Annotated in this window: 16 protein-coding genes; 13 read left to right on the forward strand and 3 right to left on the reverse strand. The window is 39.3% G+C overall.

The window, feature by feature from the left end; genetic code table 11:
* Positions 1-171: 171 nt before the first annotated feature.
* From BW964_RS13610 to BW964_RS13635, 6 genes are read left to right on the forward strand one after another with little or no spacing between them, the layout of a single operon-like run.
* Positions 172-1218 (forward strand): linear amide C-N hydrolase, encoded by a 1047-nt coding sequence (locus BW964_RS13610; RefSeq protein ID WP_084175870.1) that lies wholly within the window; start codon positions 172-174, stop codon positions 1216-1218.
* 27 nt (positions 1219-1245) lie between these two features.
* Positions 1246-2406, forward strand: a complete 1161-nt coding sequence (locus BW964_RS13615; protein WP_076508008.1) for a porin — start codon at positions 1246-1248, stop codon at positions 2404-2406.
* A 21-nt stretch (positions 2407-2427) separates the two neighbouring features.
* Complete coding sequence (locus BW964_RS13620; protein ID WP_076508010.1) at positions 2428-3858, forward strand: anion permease; 1431 nt, start codon at positions 2428-2430, stop codon at positions 3856-3858.
* Positions 3859-3876: 18 nt separating this feature from the next.
* Positions 3877-4533 carry a succinate dehydrogenase cytochrome b subunit gene (locus BW964_RS13625; protein WP_076508011.1) on the forward strand — a complete coding sequence of 219 codons (657 nt, stop codon included), beginning with the start codon at positions 3877-3879 and terminating at the stop codon, positions 4531-4533.
* Between the two features lie 11 nt (positions 4534-4544).
* The gene (locus BW964_RS13630) at positions 4545-6461 is read left to right on the forward strand and encodes a fumarate reductase/succinate dehydrogenase flavoprotein subunit (protein WP_076508012.1); all 1917 of its coding nucleotides are present in this window, start codon (positions 4545-4547) and stop codon (positions 6459-6461) included.
* Positions 6462-6473: 12 nt separating this feature from the next.
* Positions 6474-7223, forward strand: coding sequence for a succinate dehydrogenase/fumarate reductase iron-sulfur subunit (locus BW964_RS13635; protein WP_076508014.1), 750 nt, complete (start codon positions 6474-6476; stop codon positions 7221-7223).
* Between the two features lie 245 nt (positions 7224-7468).
* Here the strand turns inward: BW964_RS13635 and BW964_RS13645 are convergent, their stop codons facing one another.
* Positions 7469-8428: a hypothetical protein gene (locus BW964_RS13645; protein WP_076508016.1), complete on the reverse strand. Its 960-nt coding sequence runs from the start codon at positions 8426-8428 to the stop codon at positions 7469-7471.
* A 62-nt stretch (positions 8429-8490) separates the two neighbouring features.
* Complete coding sequence (locus BW964_RS13650) at positions 8491-9504, reverse strand: nucleoid-associated protein (RefSeq protein WP_073336235.1); 1014 nt, start codon at positions 9502-9504, stop codon at positions 8491-8493.
* A 195-nt stretch (positions 9505-9699) separates the two neighbouring features.
* Between BW964_RS13650 and BW964_RS13655 the strand changes: the two genes are divergently transcribed.
* The 7 genes from BW964_RS13655 (at position 9700) to BW964_RS13685 (ending at position 15819) form a co-directional block, all read left to right on the forward strand.
* Complete coding sequence (locus BW964_RS13655) at positions 9700-10566, forward strand: AraC family transcriptional regulator (protein ID WP_076508017.1); 867 nt, start codon at positions 9700-9702, stop codon at positions 10564-10566.
* 614 nt (positions 10567-11180) lie between these two features.
* Positions 11181-11537: a DUF7674 family protein gene (locus BW964_RS13665; protein ID WP_076508020.1), complete on the forward strand. Its 357-nt coding sequence runs from the start codon at positions 11181-11183 to the stop codon at positions 11535-11537.
* 80 nt (positions 11538-11617) lie between these two features.
* Positions 11618-11749 (forward strand): hypothetical protein, encoded by a 132-nt coding sequence (locus BW964_RS22840; protein WP_262484544.1) that lies wholly within the window; start codon positions 11618-11620, stop codon positions 11747-11749.
* Between the two features lie 48 nt (positions 11750-11797).
* Complete coding sequence (locus BW964_RS13670; protein ID WP_073336152.1) at positions 11798-12193, forward strand: DUF7674 family protein; 396 nt, start codon at positions 11798-11800, stop codon at positions 12191-12193.
* A gap of 225 nt (positions 12194-12418) precedes the next feature.
* On the forward strand, positions 12419-13018 hold the full coding sequence (locus tag BW964_RS13675; RefSeq protein ID WP_123911940.1) for a hypothetical protein: 600 nt from the start codon (positions 12419-12421) through the stop codon (positions 13016-13018).
* A 255-nt stretch (positions 13019-13273) separates the two neighbouring features.
* A complete protein-coding gene (locus BW964_RS13680; protein ID WP_076508023.1) occupies positions 13274-14344 on the forward strand; it encodes a thiol-activated cytolysin family protein in 1071 nt (356 codons plus the stop codon).
* Positions 14345-14346: 2 nt separating this feature from the next.
* Complete coding sequence (locus tag BW964_RS13685) at positions 14347-15819, forward strand: thiol-activated cytolysin family protein (RefSeq protein ID WP_084175873.1); 1473 nt, start codon at positions 14347-14349, stop codon at positions 15817-15819.
* A gap of 93 nt (positions 15820-15912) precedes the next feature.
* On the opposite strand, the gene BW964_RS13690 is transcribed toward BW964_RS13685, so the two are convergent.
* On the reverse strand, positions 15913-16431 hold the full coding sequence (locus BW964_RS13690; protein ID WP_076508027.1) for a thioredoxin family protein: 519 nt from the start codon (positions 16429-16431) through the stop codon (positions 15913-15915).
* Positions 16432-16527 lie beyond the last annotated feature (96 nt).

Genomic DNA, 16527 nt, shown 5'->3' on the forward strand with positions numbered 1-16527 from the left:
TTCTGATCATGATTCATCACATGAATTTTACATTAATATCCAAAATACTTATGTTAATTAAACAAAATTTATTAAATTTATATCACCAAATAATGAATACATTTAAAAATTCATAAATTTCTTTGTATTATTTTCAATGAAATCCTCTTTTAAATTCAAAATAATAGTACTATGAAAAAGTTCCCCTTAATTATTTTCACATGTATCCTCACCATAGGAATCGGTAGCGGCTATGAAGCTTGTACAAGAATAGTCTATAAAGGTACCGACAATACTGTGATCACTGCAAGATCCATGGACTGGCGTGACGAAATACCTGCTAACCTATGGGTGTTTCCCAGAGACATCCGGCGAACCGGCGAAGTAGGGGCATCTTCCATACAATGGACCTCCAAATATGGAAGCATCATCAGTTCTTCATGGGACATCGCTTCATCAGATGGGATGAACGAAAAGGGACTTGTCGCCAATATGCTATGGCTGGGTGAATCTCAATACCCCGAATTCAATCCTAAAGGAAGACAAAAGGGACTGGCTATTTCCCTTTGGGCACAGTATTTTCTGGATAATTTTGCAACCGTAAAAGATGCGGTAGACCATCTAAAAAAAGACCCGTTTATTATTGTAAGCGACTATATTCCGGGTACCGAAAAATTTGCCACCGTACACCTTTCTATTTCCGATGCCTCAGGAGACAACGCCGTATTTGAATACATCAACGGAAAACTGGTTGTACACCACGACCCCAAATACACCGTGATGACCAACTCTCCTGTTTTCGATGAGCAGCTGGCTTTAAATAATTACTGGCAAGGCATTCCGGGAACCATTATGCTTCCGGGAACCAACCGTGCCGCCGACCGTTTTGTAAGAGCATCCTATTATATCAATGCGATTCCTAAAACCAGTGATACGCGCACCGCAGTCGCGAGTGTATTCAGCGTGATCAGAAACTGTTCGGTACCCTACGGAATCACGTCCGATACAGAGCCTAATATTTCATCCACAAGATGGCGTTCGGTTTCCGACCAGAAAAATCTGGTTTATTATTTCGAAACGGTATTTACCCCTAACACTTTCTGGGTAGACCTTAAAGATTTTGACCTGAGTCCAAAAGCCAAAGTAATGAAACTGGATTTGAGTAACTTCCAGACTTACAATGGAAAATCCAACGAAGATTTTAAGGAATCGGCCTCTTTTAAGTTCTTAGGCATCTAAATTATATACTCATTAAACACAAATACTATGACCCCTTTTTCACCCAAAAAGAGAAGCCTGATCTTTTGTGCTCTACTCGCTGGTTTTTTCGCCGGTGCACAGACCCGGGACTCTCTGCAGCAGAACAAACAGGAGGAAGACAACGTGAAATATCCGGTGCTTCAGATTAAAGGTCTTTTCCAGGCACGCTATCTTGTCGGCATGACCGAAGATGTCGACGTGAATGGTTTGCACCATGCAGACGGATCAGGAACCAGTAACAATTTCATGCTTAAATACATGAGAGTTCAGGTACGTGCGCAGATCAGCAAAAGAGCCGAAGTTGTAGCACTTGCCAATCTCGCTGATTTTAAAAATGATCCTAAAAGCAGAGTCCTTGAAAATGCGTACTTGAAATATACCTTCAATCCTAAACTAGCCTTTACTGCCGGACAGTTCAGACCCTGGTTCGGTATTGAGGAGACCTATCCTATCGATATCATCAAATCTCTGGACTGGTCCAATCAGTATACGGAATTTGGAAAACTGGGCTGGACGAGTTTTCAGATCGGACTTTCTGCCACCGGACAACTTCAACTGGGTAAAATCCCCTTCCAATACGCTGTTTCCGTTGTTAATGGAAACGGAAAAAACCAAGTCAATGATAATGACAGCGGAAAACAATATTCTACAAGACTGGTTTTCGGTCTGTCAAAAAAATATAATTTCAATGTAGGACTGAATGGTGGTATTGGTGAAGTTTTCAGCAAAAAAGTATATGCAGTAGGAGTTGACCTCAGCTCACTGATCCATTTTGATCCAAAATGGAGTCTGGATATGCAACTGGAAGCCAAACAGGCAACCAACCACGTTCTTTACAATGCTGTCAGCCCTGAACTGAGACCCTACAATCCTGACCAATATCTGATTCGTGGCGCTTATTTTCTTCCGAATGTAAGATACGAGATCAATCATAAAAACCTCAGTGCCTTCGAGCTCTCTTGCCGGTACGAATATATCGATACCAATTTCAGACTAAACTCCAATCCAAGACAGACCATTACTCCAATGGTCGGACTGGAATTCCTGAAGAACTATGGAGCAAGAATCCAGCTGGGCATACAATTCGACCGTTACAAATATCAGGTAGACAACACCTCACAATACAATAACAATCTATTCATTGTTCAGGTGCAAAGTAGATTTTAACCGCTTAAATATTTATAGATCATGAAAGAAATTAATATCAGAAATATCGCGATAACGTTTGCCGTTGCGCTGATCATATGGTTTATTCCTGCCCCGGAAGGAGTTGCTGAAAATGCCTGGCATCTGTTTGCTATTTTTGCGGCAACCATCCTAGGAATTATCCTTAAAGCGGCGCCCATGGGAACCATGTGTATGATGGCCATTGCATTGACAGCGCTTACTCAGGTGGTAGCTCCCGGAGATGCAGGAAAATCAATCACAAAAGCCCTTTCCGGATTCGGGGATAAAGTCATTTGGCTGATCGGAATCTCATTCTTTATTGCCAGAGGCTTTATTAAAACAGGACTAGGAAACCGGATTGCTTTTTTATTTATCAGAATCTTCGGTAAAAGCTCATTAGGACTGGCTTACGGACTTGGACTTGCCGATGTATGTCTTGCTCCCGCGATCCCAAGTAATACAGCAAGAGGCGGTGGAATCATCTACCCTATCATGAAATCGATGGCCATCAGCTTTGACTCTGTTCCTGAAAAACCGGAAACCCACAGAAAACTAGGTTCTTTCCTTACTCTGAACAGCTATTATATGAACCTCATCGCATCTTCTATGTTTCTTACCGGAACAGCAAGTAACCCGATGTGTCAGAAATTTGCAGCGAATTTAGGAATCAATATTACCTGGATGTCATGGGCTGCTGCCGGATTCGTTCCCGGAATGGTAGCCTTCTTTGTAGTGCCTTTGGTTTTATACAAATTGTATCCACCTGAATTGAAAAAAACAGCAGATGCACCGAAAATGGCGGCTCAGAAATTAAAAGAAATGGGCCCTATTTCCAGAAATGAATGGTTGATGTTATTAGCATTCTTTATTCTTTTAGCCCTTTGGATATTTGGAGGCACATTATCTATTGATGCGACGACAACCGCTTTTATTGGACTTACGATGTTACTTCTTACTTCCGTATTGACCTGGGAAGATATCAAAGGGGAAAAAGGAGCCTGGGACACCATCATATGGTTTGCCGTTCTGGTGATGATGGCCAGTTCTTTAAATGAGCTCGGTTTTATTGGCTGGTTCAGCGATCTGATCAAAGTGAAAATCGGAGGATTAAGCTGGCAGATTGCGTTTCCGGTGATCATTGTGGTGTATTTCTTCAGTCACTATATTTTCGCCAGTGCAACAGCTCATGTGGCAGCGATGTATGCTGCTTTATTAGGAGTGGGAGTCTCTTTAGGAATTCCACCCATGTTGCTGGCAATGATGCTAGGTTTTCTGGGTTCAATTTATGGAGTACTTACCCACTATGGCCACGGCCCGGCTCCGGTGTTTTATGGAAGCGGCTATGTAGAACTGAAAGCCTGGTGGCTGCGGGGTCTTGAAATCGGGATTGTGTTACTGATCATCTATATGGTCGTCGGAGGACTTTGGATGAAAGTTTTAGGATATTATTAATCAAATAAATAAAAAAATATGCTGTCAACCTTGTCAAGAAAAATGCTGATGTGCCTTACAGGACTATTCCTGAGCTTCTTCCTGTTGATTCATTTCTTGGGAAATCTTCAGCTGTTTCTTCCACCGGAGCAGGCGCACCTGCAGTTTAATGCCTATTCGCATTTTCTGTCCGGCAATATTCTCATCAAAATGGTTTCCTATGTGCTGTATGGAAGTATTATTCTGCATGCACTGGACGGATTGGTCATTACCCTGAAAAATAAAAAATCAGGAGGTAGTTATCAGTCGGAAAGACGGGGGCGAGCCAGCAAATGGTATTCCCGGAATATGGGAATTCTAGGAACCTTCATTCTCATCTTTCTGGTGATTCATTTTCAGAATTTCTGGTACGTCTACAAATTTGGAAACCCACCGCTGGACGAGAACGGAAATAAGGACCTGTACATTCTGGTAGTAACTGTTTTCAAAGAATGGTGGTACGTCATCATTTATGTTGTATCGATGGGAGCTTTATGCTATCATCTGATCCATGGGATTCACAGCTCGGCGAGAACATTGGGATTGTACCATCCTAAGTTTGTAAAATGGTTCAAAACCGCCGGAATTGCCTACGCTGTCATTATCAGTATCGGTTTTGCGCTGATGCCGGTTTATGTATTCTTTACTGCCCATTAAACAGAAAAATTATGATCTTAAATTCAAAAATACCTCAAGGCCCGTTAGAACAAAAATGGGACTATTATAAAAAGAAAGCCAAACTGGTTAACCCTGCCAACCGTAAAAAACTGGACGTTATCGTTGTAGGAACAGGACTGGCAGGAAGCTCTATTGCTGCTTCTATGGGTGAGATGGGCTACAATGTTAAATCATTTTGTTTTCAGGACAGCCCGAGAAGGGCACATTCCGTAGCTGCACAAGGCGGTGTGAATGCCGCTAAAAATTATAAAAATGATGGAGACAGTGTTTACAGAATGTTTGTAGACACGCTTAAAGGCGGAGACTTCAGAGCCCGTGAAGCGAATGTCTACCGTATGGCAGAATGTTCTTTAAACCTTATTGATCAGGCCGTAGCACAGGGTGTTCCGTTCGGTCGTGAATATGGCGGCTACCTCAACAACCGTTCCTTCGGTGGAGTTCAGGTGAGCCGGACATTTTATGCAAGAGGACAGACGGGGCAACAGTTGCTTCTGGGTGCTTATCAGGCGCTCATGAGACAAGTGGGAAAAGGTACCGTACAGTTGTATTCCAGACATGAAATGCTTGATCTTGTCATGATTGATGGCAAAGCAAGAGGAATTATCGTAAGAAATCTGGATACCGGAGAAATAGAGAGGCATGCTGCCCATACTGTAGTTTTGGCCACGGGAGGTTATGGAAAAATCTACTATCTCTCCACTCTGGCAATGGGATGCAACGGATCTGCAATCTGGAGAGCTCATAAAAAAGGAGCTTTGATGGCTTCCCCAAGCTGGATTCAGGTACACCCTACTTCGCTTCCTCAGTCCGGAGATTACCAGTCCAAATTAACCCTGATGTCAGAATCATTGCGTAATGACGGAAGGATCTGGGTGCCTTCAAAAACGGATGAAAGCAGATTGCCTAATGACATTCCGGAAAACGAAAGGGATTATTATCTGGAACGGAGATATCCTGCATTTGGAAATCTCGCTCCGAGAGATATTTCATCCCGTGCTGCCAAAGAAAGAATTGACGCTGGTTTTGGAATCGGGCCTCTGAAAAATGCGGTGTATCTTGATTTTTCCAAAGCGATACGAGAACAGGGAAAGGAAAAAATTCAGGAGAAATATGGGAATTTATTTGATATGTACCTTAAAATTACCGGATACAATGCTTATAATGAACCGATGATGATTTCTCCTTCAGCGCACTTTTCAATGGGTGGGCTTTGGGTAGATTATGAGCTGATGACGACCATTCCCGGCTTGTTTGCCCTGGGAGAGGCTAATTTTGCGGATCACGGAGCCAACAGACTGGGAGCCAATTCACTGCTGCAGGCTTCTGTAGATGGTTATTTTATTGCTCCTTACACGATTGCCAATTATCTTGCAGATGAAATTCATACCGGAAAAATTTCTTCAGATGCTCCTGAGTTTGAAGCAGCAGAAAATGCCGTAAAAAAACAAATTAACGATTTCATGAGTATCAGAGGAACCAAAACCGTTGACTACTTCCATAAAACACTGGGTAAACTTTTATATGATTATTGTGGTCTGGCCAGAAATGAAGAAGGTCTGAACTATGCCATCGAAGAAATCAGGAAATTAAAAGAAGAATTCTACAGGGACGTACGGGTTTCCGGACAGGGAGATGCCATGAATACGGAGCTGGAAAAAGCAGGCCGCATCGCCGATTATTTTGAAATCGGTGAACTGATGTGCTACGATGCTTTAACCCGAAACGAATCCTGTGGCGCCCACTTCAGGGAAGAATTTCAAACGCCTGACGGAGAAGCTTTAAGAAATGATGCCGACTATCAGTTTATCTCAGCATGGGCATGGAAAGGTGAAAACAATGAGCCTGAACTGATCAAAGAACCGCTGATATTCGAAGAGATACAACCTACAGTAAGAAGCTACAAATAAAAAACAAAAATTATGGATTTACATCTTAAGATATGGAGACAGAAAGATAAACAGAGTGAAGGAAAACTGGTCAGCTATGATCTGAAAGAACTGAACCCTCACATGTCTTTCCTGGAAATGCTGGATACTTTAAATGAAAAGCTCATTACGGAAGGCGACGAACCTGTGGAATTTGATCACGATTGCCGTGAAGGAATCTGCGGACAGTGTGGCATGATGATCAACGGAATTGCCCACGGACCTTTAAAAAACACAACGACCTGTCAGCTTCACTTAAGGTCTTTCAAAAACGGTGAAACGATTTTAATTGAGCCTTTCCGGGCGGAGGCTTTTCCTGTAAAAAAAGACCTCAAAGTCGACCGCTCCGCTTTTGACCGAATTATTTCTTCAGGCGGATTTGTTTCTGTAAATACAGGTCAGTCTCCGGATGCCACAGCCATTGCGGTGACCCATCAGACTGCCGAAGAAGCCTTTGATTCTGCCGCCTGCATTGGATGTGGCGCCTGTGTGGCTACCTGCAAAAACGGAAGTGCCGCTTTATTCACTTCTGCAAAAATCACGCACATGGTGCTTCTCCCACAAGGGAAGGAGGAACGGAGCAGCCGTGTCCTGAATATGGTTTCTCAGATGGATCATGAACTTTTCGGGCACTGTTCGAATACCGAAGCCTGTGAAGTAGAATGTCCGCAGGGAATTTCTGTTCTGAACATCGCAAGAATGAATTACGAATTTGGAAGGGCACTGTTCTTCAGGAAAAAGTAACTGAAAAAATACCTTTGAATATCCTCCTTGGCAAGATTCAAAACCTTGCCAAGCATAACTTCCGAAACTTTCGTCAAGCTTCCAGTCTAAGGATTGATGATAGCCACTACTCTGACCCAAACTGCGGAACCGCCCACAATTTTCAGCAGAAATACACTGACTTTAAACCCTGAAGAAGGCAATGCACTGAGGTTGGTAAGTTGTTCAATTATATTGAGAAAGTGTAAAAAGACAAGAACATCAAATCAAACTCCCGGGATTGTTATTTTCTTAGGATTATTCTGATCATACAGGATCTCTATCGTGCCTTGCTGTGGGATCGATGCTAAATCGAGAAGCCTCACAATCTTTTTGTAAACGGTGATATGTTCAATGCCTTTAGCATCTTTGAAGCTCACCTGAAATATCAATTGTGGCTGATCATTCACGGTAAGTCCGGTTTGGCTTACACTGATAATCTGTGCCTGTGCATTTCTTCCGGCAAATAGAATACGTTCTTCTTTTTTATTTTTTACAAATTTCCCTACGATTTGTTTATAGACTAAGATCGTGAGCAAAAACATGACTCCACTAAAAATAACAGGATGCATAAAGGTGAGAAACCTCCATCCGAAATCAAATGATTCCCTGAGATAAAAGTAGCTGTAAAGACCGATTACATACACTATCATGAAGACAATAAATACGATCCTTAAGATCATATTTTTAATTTTAAATTTGGTCTGTACACCGCTCAGAATAAAATAAGGTTCTTTCGACGTATCAGGATTCAGAAGGACTTGAATGGTTTTTCCCACCTCAAATCTTTTTTCCTGTGGTTTTGTATCATAAAACATCATTTCATGCCGGATCATTATATTGCTCAGATTCTTAAAGGAAAGCACAATATGAATCATATTGATATTCTTTCTGGCATCATACTGCACAAGTTTGTAATCTATAATTTCAGCCTCTCTCGGAAGACCGTTCTGTGCCATATGAGTAATCGTATTTTTCTCCTGAAAGGTATTAATGAAAAGGTTCTTAATAAAAAACAGGAGAACATAAAGCCATATCAGCAAAGAAAAACCGAGATATACATAGCTCACGGCAGGTGTATTTCTCGGTTCAGTTGTGATCTCCGAAGTCATCATATAGATAAATATCGGAAACGGTATGCAGAAAACAAGCATATAAAGCGTCCAGAAAATGATCATAAATTTCATAACTGTTATTTTGCGGTGCGTGATAAAGTTATGATATTATTATTTAACGGGCCTTCTCTCTATTATACTTCTTTTTCAAAATAAAGTCTGTAGTATTTGCCTTTGTCATCCTCTCCCATTTCCAGTTTCTGTCGGTCACCGTGGATATAAATATGGAAGTTTTTATCAAGTTTGATGATGCTTTTGAAATGACGTTGGGTTTTCTTCACTGCGGCTTCACTGATGGGGAATTCTTCAGCGATATTCACCTGCATATCCTGCTCGTAATCGGTTTTGAAATTCACGAAACTTTCAATAACGTGTTCGTCTCCTAATACTTCAGTTGCAAATTCATCCAGCTTAAATTCTTCTTTTTCCTTGAAGAAATTGATGGATTTATTTAAGAAATCGGCCTGATCTGCTTTGGACACTTCAAATTCCTGTGGAAGCTGTTTGGTGATATAGTCTTTGTAAACCATCAAAGCTTCCTGAGTGTGGAAATATTCGTCGTCACGCTGTTTTACTTTCAGGAAATCTTCAAACCAGTAATACATATCTCCGTTTTTGTTGTTGTCAACCACGGAAAGTACATAACCGGTTTCTTTGTTATTGTTGTAGATCAAAGCTGCTTTGTCAATCTTAGACAAACCGATTCCCTGATCTTTTTCGATATCAAAAGTTTCTTCCTGAGGAGAAATTTTAAGGAAAGATTCTCTCTTTTCTGTCTTAAAGATTCCAATCTTATCTACTTTATCCGGACGGTCGCTTTCTTCTTCAAAAAGCACGATAAACAATTCTCCGCCCTGAACTCTCGGGTTCTCCGCTGCTTCAAAAAGGTGTTTGGCAATATTTTCAGATTCCCAAAGGAATTTCGATTTATCCTCAAAAATCTCGGACACCGAACTGTAGACCGGATTATTGACCAAATATGTATCGCTGTAAAAATTGAAGGTCTCTTCTGATTTAAAAGAACCTAAAAAATAATCTTCCAGCAGCTCTGCCATTCCTTCTTCCAGCTTCAGCTCTTCCTGAGAAAGCGTTAAAGATTCTCCATTGATTTTATTTCCTACTCTGTGTACTATAATTTTTGAAAACATGTCCTGAATAATTTGGAGTGCAAAGATATTCATTCTATCCTTTCTATCATACAAATAAAAAATACCTGAAAAGTATATTGGTGAGAACACCGTATCTTTGACTGGAAATAGTGAGTGATTATTTTTATCTTGTATTGGATCTTTTTTTTAATAAAACGATGATTTAATTACCCTCTGTTTTCGAATAGTACCGAGTTGAAGAAAAACATTAAAAATATCAGATTCAATCATGAGAAAGCACCGTACGGATGTGAAGTACTGGAGCTGGATGATTTATTAAAAAAAATTTCCACCTTCACTTATTTCGGCAAAACAGAACGAATCCATTTTTTCATAGTCATGATTATTACAGAAGGAAAAGGAAAGCATTTTGTAGATTTTAAGGAATACCAGCTGGAAAAAGGAACGATTCTGTTTATCGCTCCCGGTCAGATTCAAGCCTATGAAACGACGCCTCAATATAAAGGATATATGCTCCTATTTGCTGAGCATTTTTTCCGTAAACAGGCCAACGAACTTAGTTTTCTGAATCAGTCCTCCCTATTTGATACCACTTTATCCAATGCCCTGGTAAAACCTGATCCGGAAACGTTTTGCCAAATGATTCAGCTTTTACTTTTATTGATGAAAGAAATTTCATCCCATTATACCTTTTCGAAGGAAGAAAGCCTCCAAAAGCTGACCAGTTTATTTCTTATTTACTCCGAAAGGCAAAAACAGATGGATAATAAAAGTATTCCCAACCACCACTATTTGTCCCAATACTATCACTTCAAACAATTACTCGAACAGCATTTCCTGAAAGAACGCAGTGTAGATTTCTATGCATCGCTAATGGCCATTACTCCCAAAACACTCAACAGGATTACCCGGTCTGCTATTCAGAAATCTGCAAAACAATTCATTGACAACAGGGTTATCATCGAGATGAAACGTCTTTTGTTATTTGAAAGACTAAGCATCAAAGAAATAGCTTATGCCCTAAATTTCAATGAACCTACGAACCTCATCAAGTATTTTAAAAAGCATACAGGACAGACACCTACAACATATAAAGAATAGAAGTGTCCGTTTTTTATCATTTTTTGTCTGCTTTAAACCTTTTATGATTCCCGCTAATAATACATCTTTGTATTCATAATATCCCAATGAAATTATTTCTGATTTAAAAACACAATTTATATAAATCCGGGGTGTTATAAAACTTCATACAAACTGATTGCAGGTCTTCAACATAAGCTTGCGGGAAGGTAAAAACACAAACGAAAGCTGTCTTTAACATGGAGACAGCTTTTATTGTTTCAGGTACGACTTTGGATACCTGCTTTTATCATATTCCATATTTTCAGTAAAGGCCTGTCTCATTTTGATAGCAACCTTATCATTTTGACATGTTTTTTAAACAATAAAATTTCAGCAAAAACAAAATAACTAATTGATATACTGTTAATTATAAAGATTCAATTCTCAAAGGAACGCCATTCGCATCATCATCTTCAAAACCTACCCAATGGACTTGAAGACTTTAAACCGCATAGACAAGCTAAGAAGATTAAAAAGCAGAGGACCCGCGACTCCAAAGTGGCTAAAACCTTATCATGTAATTCTTATGGCTTTTCTTACGGTCTTCGTATTTGGAGCAATTATTAAACTTTTAGAACAAAATCATTAATTATATGAACTATTCAGAAGCCGTGCAGGAAATTACAGAAGTGATTCCTGACTTTGAAAATGAACTTACGAAAACAACACCACAAAACTCTTACAGTGTGATCCGAACTTTCACGGAACGTATCAAGCATATGATCCGCCAGAATGACAGAAATGTTTTATTCAAAAGTCTCCAGAAGATGGACAAAATTTACACCTGTGGAGATATCGCTTTAAAAAATGCTGTGGAAGGAATTTTCATCTATTCACTGGACAATTTTACTGCTTTTTGCAGTGGCGAATACCGGAAAGTGATCTTTAGTCACATCTCAAAGGACTTGCAACAAACCTATTCAAGACAGATTTACACTCATGGTATTTAAAGTTTTGTTACATTTTTCATCTGTTTCGTTACAAAAACAAATTTTGCATAAAAATTAAAACTACTCAAATTCAACAAGTTATGAAATCAAAGATAAGAAGAATATCCGACTGGAAAACATGGAAAACCACGACCAACAGGCACAATACAGAGGTTTTACTTACTCACATCGCTGTGATTATAGGGGTTTTTATTTTTGCGGCCATGCTGTAAATTTTGGTACACATTTGGCTGCAATATAAATACTGAAAAATATTAGTTATGATGAAAGTACAAATGCAAGCTATTAATAAAAAGATAGCCGTTGAATACTTAAAATTTTTCTACCCACCACTCCGAAAGGAAATCACACAGTTATCTGTGCAGGAAAACTTTGCCGGCATTATCCAGGCTACGATCAATTATTTAAAGGATATGCTGCAGGAATCGAAAATCTACATCGTAGCCCATCACATCAAACTGATGGACTGGATCTACAGAAACGGTGATTCTTATGTAAGAACCGTGATCGAAAATCTGTTTGTAAGATCATTGGAAAGCTTTAAAAAGCATTCTAAAATCCAGCAATGGAAGCTTCTTTATCAGAACATGCCTGATAATTTTCAGCTTATTTATAATGAGCAGCAGAAACAGGACGAGATCTTTTTCGGTAAGTAAAAAATAATTTAATTTGTAAATAGGGCTCCTCAGGCATTTTGGTCTGGGGAGTTTTTTATTTTTTAAACGTCAAAGTATTAATTTTCAATACTACAACTTCTCAATCTTCAATTACTCTATAGCGTAAAAAGGAATCCCCCTATTCTTTACTATGCATCACAACTATTTTATTAAATTATATTTCACCATATGGTGTAAAATATATACTTTTGCAAAAATTATCCTATGAAATACTTTTCGCTACTTATTCTTGCGACGTTACCGATGATCTCATGCAGTGGAAATGACGATGCAGTAGCTGAAAATATACTGCCTGCAGAAAAGCAGGTGTATACTTTTGAATATAAAAATTACACTGTACAAGGGATCTCAGCCTATAAAGGCCCGTCAGGTCAAAAAACCGCTCCCTCAGAATCTTATCTGAGCACCTATTGGAGTACCTATCAGGAACCGGCGTGGAAGAAGATAAGTTTAGATCTGAAAAACAATTCTTTACAGTTGATCTCTGGAACATCTTCAGATATCACTTATGCCGTGAAGATTGAAAAAGATTCTGTATTTATCAGTGAAAACAATGAGCAGACTTTTGCAGGGATTTTTAACAGAAATGAATCTTCTTTTACGCTGAAAAGGTCGTTCCGTTATGTTAAAAAGATGCCACGAGACTCGAATAGTGCTCTGACCATTTCCCAGAAAGCTGTTTTCGGAATGACCGCTTATCAGGATATTTTCGGGAATAATGTTTTCAGCAGTCCATCAGAAATGACTGTAAACGGAGATGATATTCTTTGGTCAAACATTGATTATCACTACAAAAACTTATAACAAATTTTGACGATGTGTACTCAGGTCACAGAAATATCCTTTTATACATTTACTTGATCTGAGAACAGCCTCCCCTAACTATCACGTTTGGGGAGTTTTTATATAATTTTTATCACTATACAGAGAACTATTATAATTAAAATCAATCAGTTATATTAAATTAATCTTTTGTTAATAGTGGTTAACAAAGATTTAATCATAATATATTTCACCACAATGTGTAAAAATTATACTTTTAGGATCTCAAATTAATTTATGAAAAGAATCATTGTACCTATTGCGCTATTGGTTGTAGCGACTATTTCTTCCATCTCCTGTCGTCAGGATATCAACGAAGAAACAACAACTGTTTTAGAAGGAGGAAAAGCTTCGAAAGGAATCAATCCTGTTGTAAGTTTACCTTCTAAGTATTTAAATTATGATGAAGTATCTGTAGGAGGAAAGCAAGTGGCTTCCAAAACGACTACAGTCACTTTAAACAGCGATCAGATGGTGGTAACGTCACCGAACAAAACTTTTATTGGAGGAGTTTATAATTCCACGACTCTTGATAATCTTTCATACACTCCGATCTCTTATCCTGTAAAGCCGATCACGGTTTCTTATTCTTTCCCGTCTGACTTTATTGTAGATACGATTGAAAAGCCAACGCTTTCGAGCATGAGATCTTCGATCTTCAAGGCAATGCAGAGTGCTAATTTCAGTGGTCAGCAGTCTCTGGCTTTTGATTACAACATCAAGCAGTTCTCGTATTACAGCGAACTTAAGATTGCATTTGGAGCTAACGTGAATATCGGAAGTATTTTCAGCATAGACATCAGCGGAAGCAATAATAAAGTAAAGAGAAATACAGGGATCTTCGCAAAGTTCACTCAGAAGAATTTCACCATCGATATGGATCTTCCGGATAATGGCAATATTTTTAAAAATGAATCTGACCTGAACCTGGCAGCTTCTAAAAATCCGGTTTACATCAACTCTATCACCTACGGAAGACTGGGAATCATCTCTCTGGAATCTGATTATTCGTATAACGAAACTGCGTTTGCTTTGAAAGCGGCATTAAATGCTAAAATGGTGAACGGATCGATCAGCATTGATGTTCAGAGTAAAAAAATTCTTGAAGAATCTGATCTGAAAGTGTACATCCTGGGAGGTATTGGTTCTGATGCAGTACAAGTGGTACAGGGCTACACAGGCTTTATCAACTTTATTGTGAACGGAGGTCAGTTTACGGCTAATGCTCCGGGAGTGCCAATTAACTTTACAGCGGCTCACGCAGGAGACAATTCAGTATACTACACTACGTTTACTGTAGATAAATAAACATGAAAAAATTAATATACCTAATGGCAGCTATTTCTATAGCTGCCTTACAAAGTTGTGCGAGTGAGCTTGAGGCCACTGCGGAAGCTCAGGAAATGACCCGCTCTCCCCAGCAGGTCGTCAATATTACTTCATTCGGAACTTATCCATCTGCTTTATCCGGTAAAAACAGAAGTAGACTTGCTAAAGGTGGTAATGCAGAAGAGTTTATAGAAACCAAGGAATTTGAGTCTTCAGAATCGATCGTCCTGCCTCACCTGCAGATGTATATTTTCCCGGGATCTCTGTTGAAAGGTAACTCTATCCAGAATATGGATTTCAAGCCTATTACAGCCTCTGTAAAGCCTGTTACCGTTTCTATGTCTATTCCTGCTTTGAACAAAAAGACGGCATTTACTATAGACCAGCCTTCTTTATCCAAAACGAGACAACTGGTACAGGATTACATTCAGTCTGCAGATTTTACGCAGAACGGAACGCTGAGCTACAGTGTGGAACAGTTTACATCATACGATGAGCTTAAGGTGGCTTTCGGATCGAATGTAAATACAAGGTCTTTATTTGGTAAAAATTCTTCCTCAACGAATATTGAAGAAGGGATGATTGCCAAAAGAACAGGATTCTATGTGAAATTTTACCAGACCTCTTTCACGCTCGATATGGATATTCCAGCCGGATCACTTGTGAATGACAATAATTTTGACAGTGGCGGTGTAGAACCTGTCTACGTGAACTCTATCTCTTACGGAAGAATGGGGGTTTTAACGATTGAAACGAATGAACTTGCGGAAACGGCAAGAACCACTATTAATGAATCATTTAGTAAACTGTTTGTAAAAGGTGAAAGCTATCTGACTCAGGAAGAAAAGAATTTCCTGAACGGAGCTGACTTTAATCTTTACCTGATTGGTGGAAGTGGCGTTACCGCTGCACAATCTTTTAAGGGATATGAAGCTTTTGTGAATCACATCTCAAAGGGAACTTTCTCGAAAAGTCAGCCGGGTGTGCCGATCTTCTGTACCTATTCTTATTTAAAGGATAATTCGCCCGTGAAGACTACGTTTAAATTTGATATTAAAAATCCACCGGTTTATGTAAAATTGGTGAAAGAAAATATAACCAGCGGACGTAACAGAAATGTGGACCTAAAACTGTATTTCTATTCCAGCAAGAGCCAGACCAATACGATTGCTCATCCAAGCATCCGCTTTGTGATCAACAAAATATCAAAAGTAGGGAGAAAAAATGGCGGCATGAATGGACCATGGACCTACACTACTACCAATGAGCCTATTATTCTTCAAAATGCCGGAATGAATATTAATATGAGTATTCCCAATCAGGTGCTGTCCCGTGAAAACGGGCCTTGTGTACCAAGAGGAAGATTCGGGTGTGAAGTGGTACCGATCTACACAGAAGATGTGGAATACAGCATCGCACCAAGTGATAAGTACAATTACCTTGTCATCGATTAAAAAATAAACTTTACAGATGTACGATCAGATTATAGAATATTTTTGGTTTAATCTGAACAAGAACTCCCCGGATAGTGTCCGGGGAGTTCCTTTTTATTTATCTTTTTTCACAAATACTTTCTGAATGGTCAGAAGTTCTTCTTTATTCATTTTTGAGCTTTTTTCCAGCTTGGCCATAAATGTGGCCACTTCATCAGGGGTTGCGGGAGATCCCAGATTGTCTCCTTTACCGTCAAAAGAATCGGCAAGCACCTCTCCCTTTGGATTCAGGATCAGCCAGAAAGGAAGCCCGGCATTTTCTCCTTTGTATTTATTCATCAGTTCCTGTCCGCCCGGATTTTCAAGTTTTTTCTTTTCTCCTCTTTCCTGAACATCGATGTAAGTGGTTACAAATTTCTTATCAAAGATAGGTTTGGTTTCAGGAAGGTTCATATTTTTCTCCATCAGTTTGCACCAGCCACACCATGAAGCATGGAAGACGAGCAGGATGTTTTTCTTTTGAGCTTTAGCTGCTGTGAGGGCTTTGTTCAATTCTGTATCTGCCTTTTCCTGCGCAGCATTCAGCTGAAACAGAAATAAAGAGGCAACAAGGATTACTTTAAAAAATTTCATTTAAATTTTGTTTTTGATTTACTCAAACGAATTTAGCTATTTTTCTTATGATATCTTTTACTTATGCTTCAATGTCTTACTTCCTTAGAGTACATA

Origin of the sequence: Chryseobacterium shigense (assembly GCF_900156575.1) — a bacterium.
GTDB classification, from domain to species: Bacteria; Bacteroidota; Bacteroidia; order Flavobacteriales; family Weeksellaceae; genus Chryseobacterium; species Chryseobacterium shigense.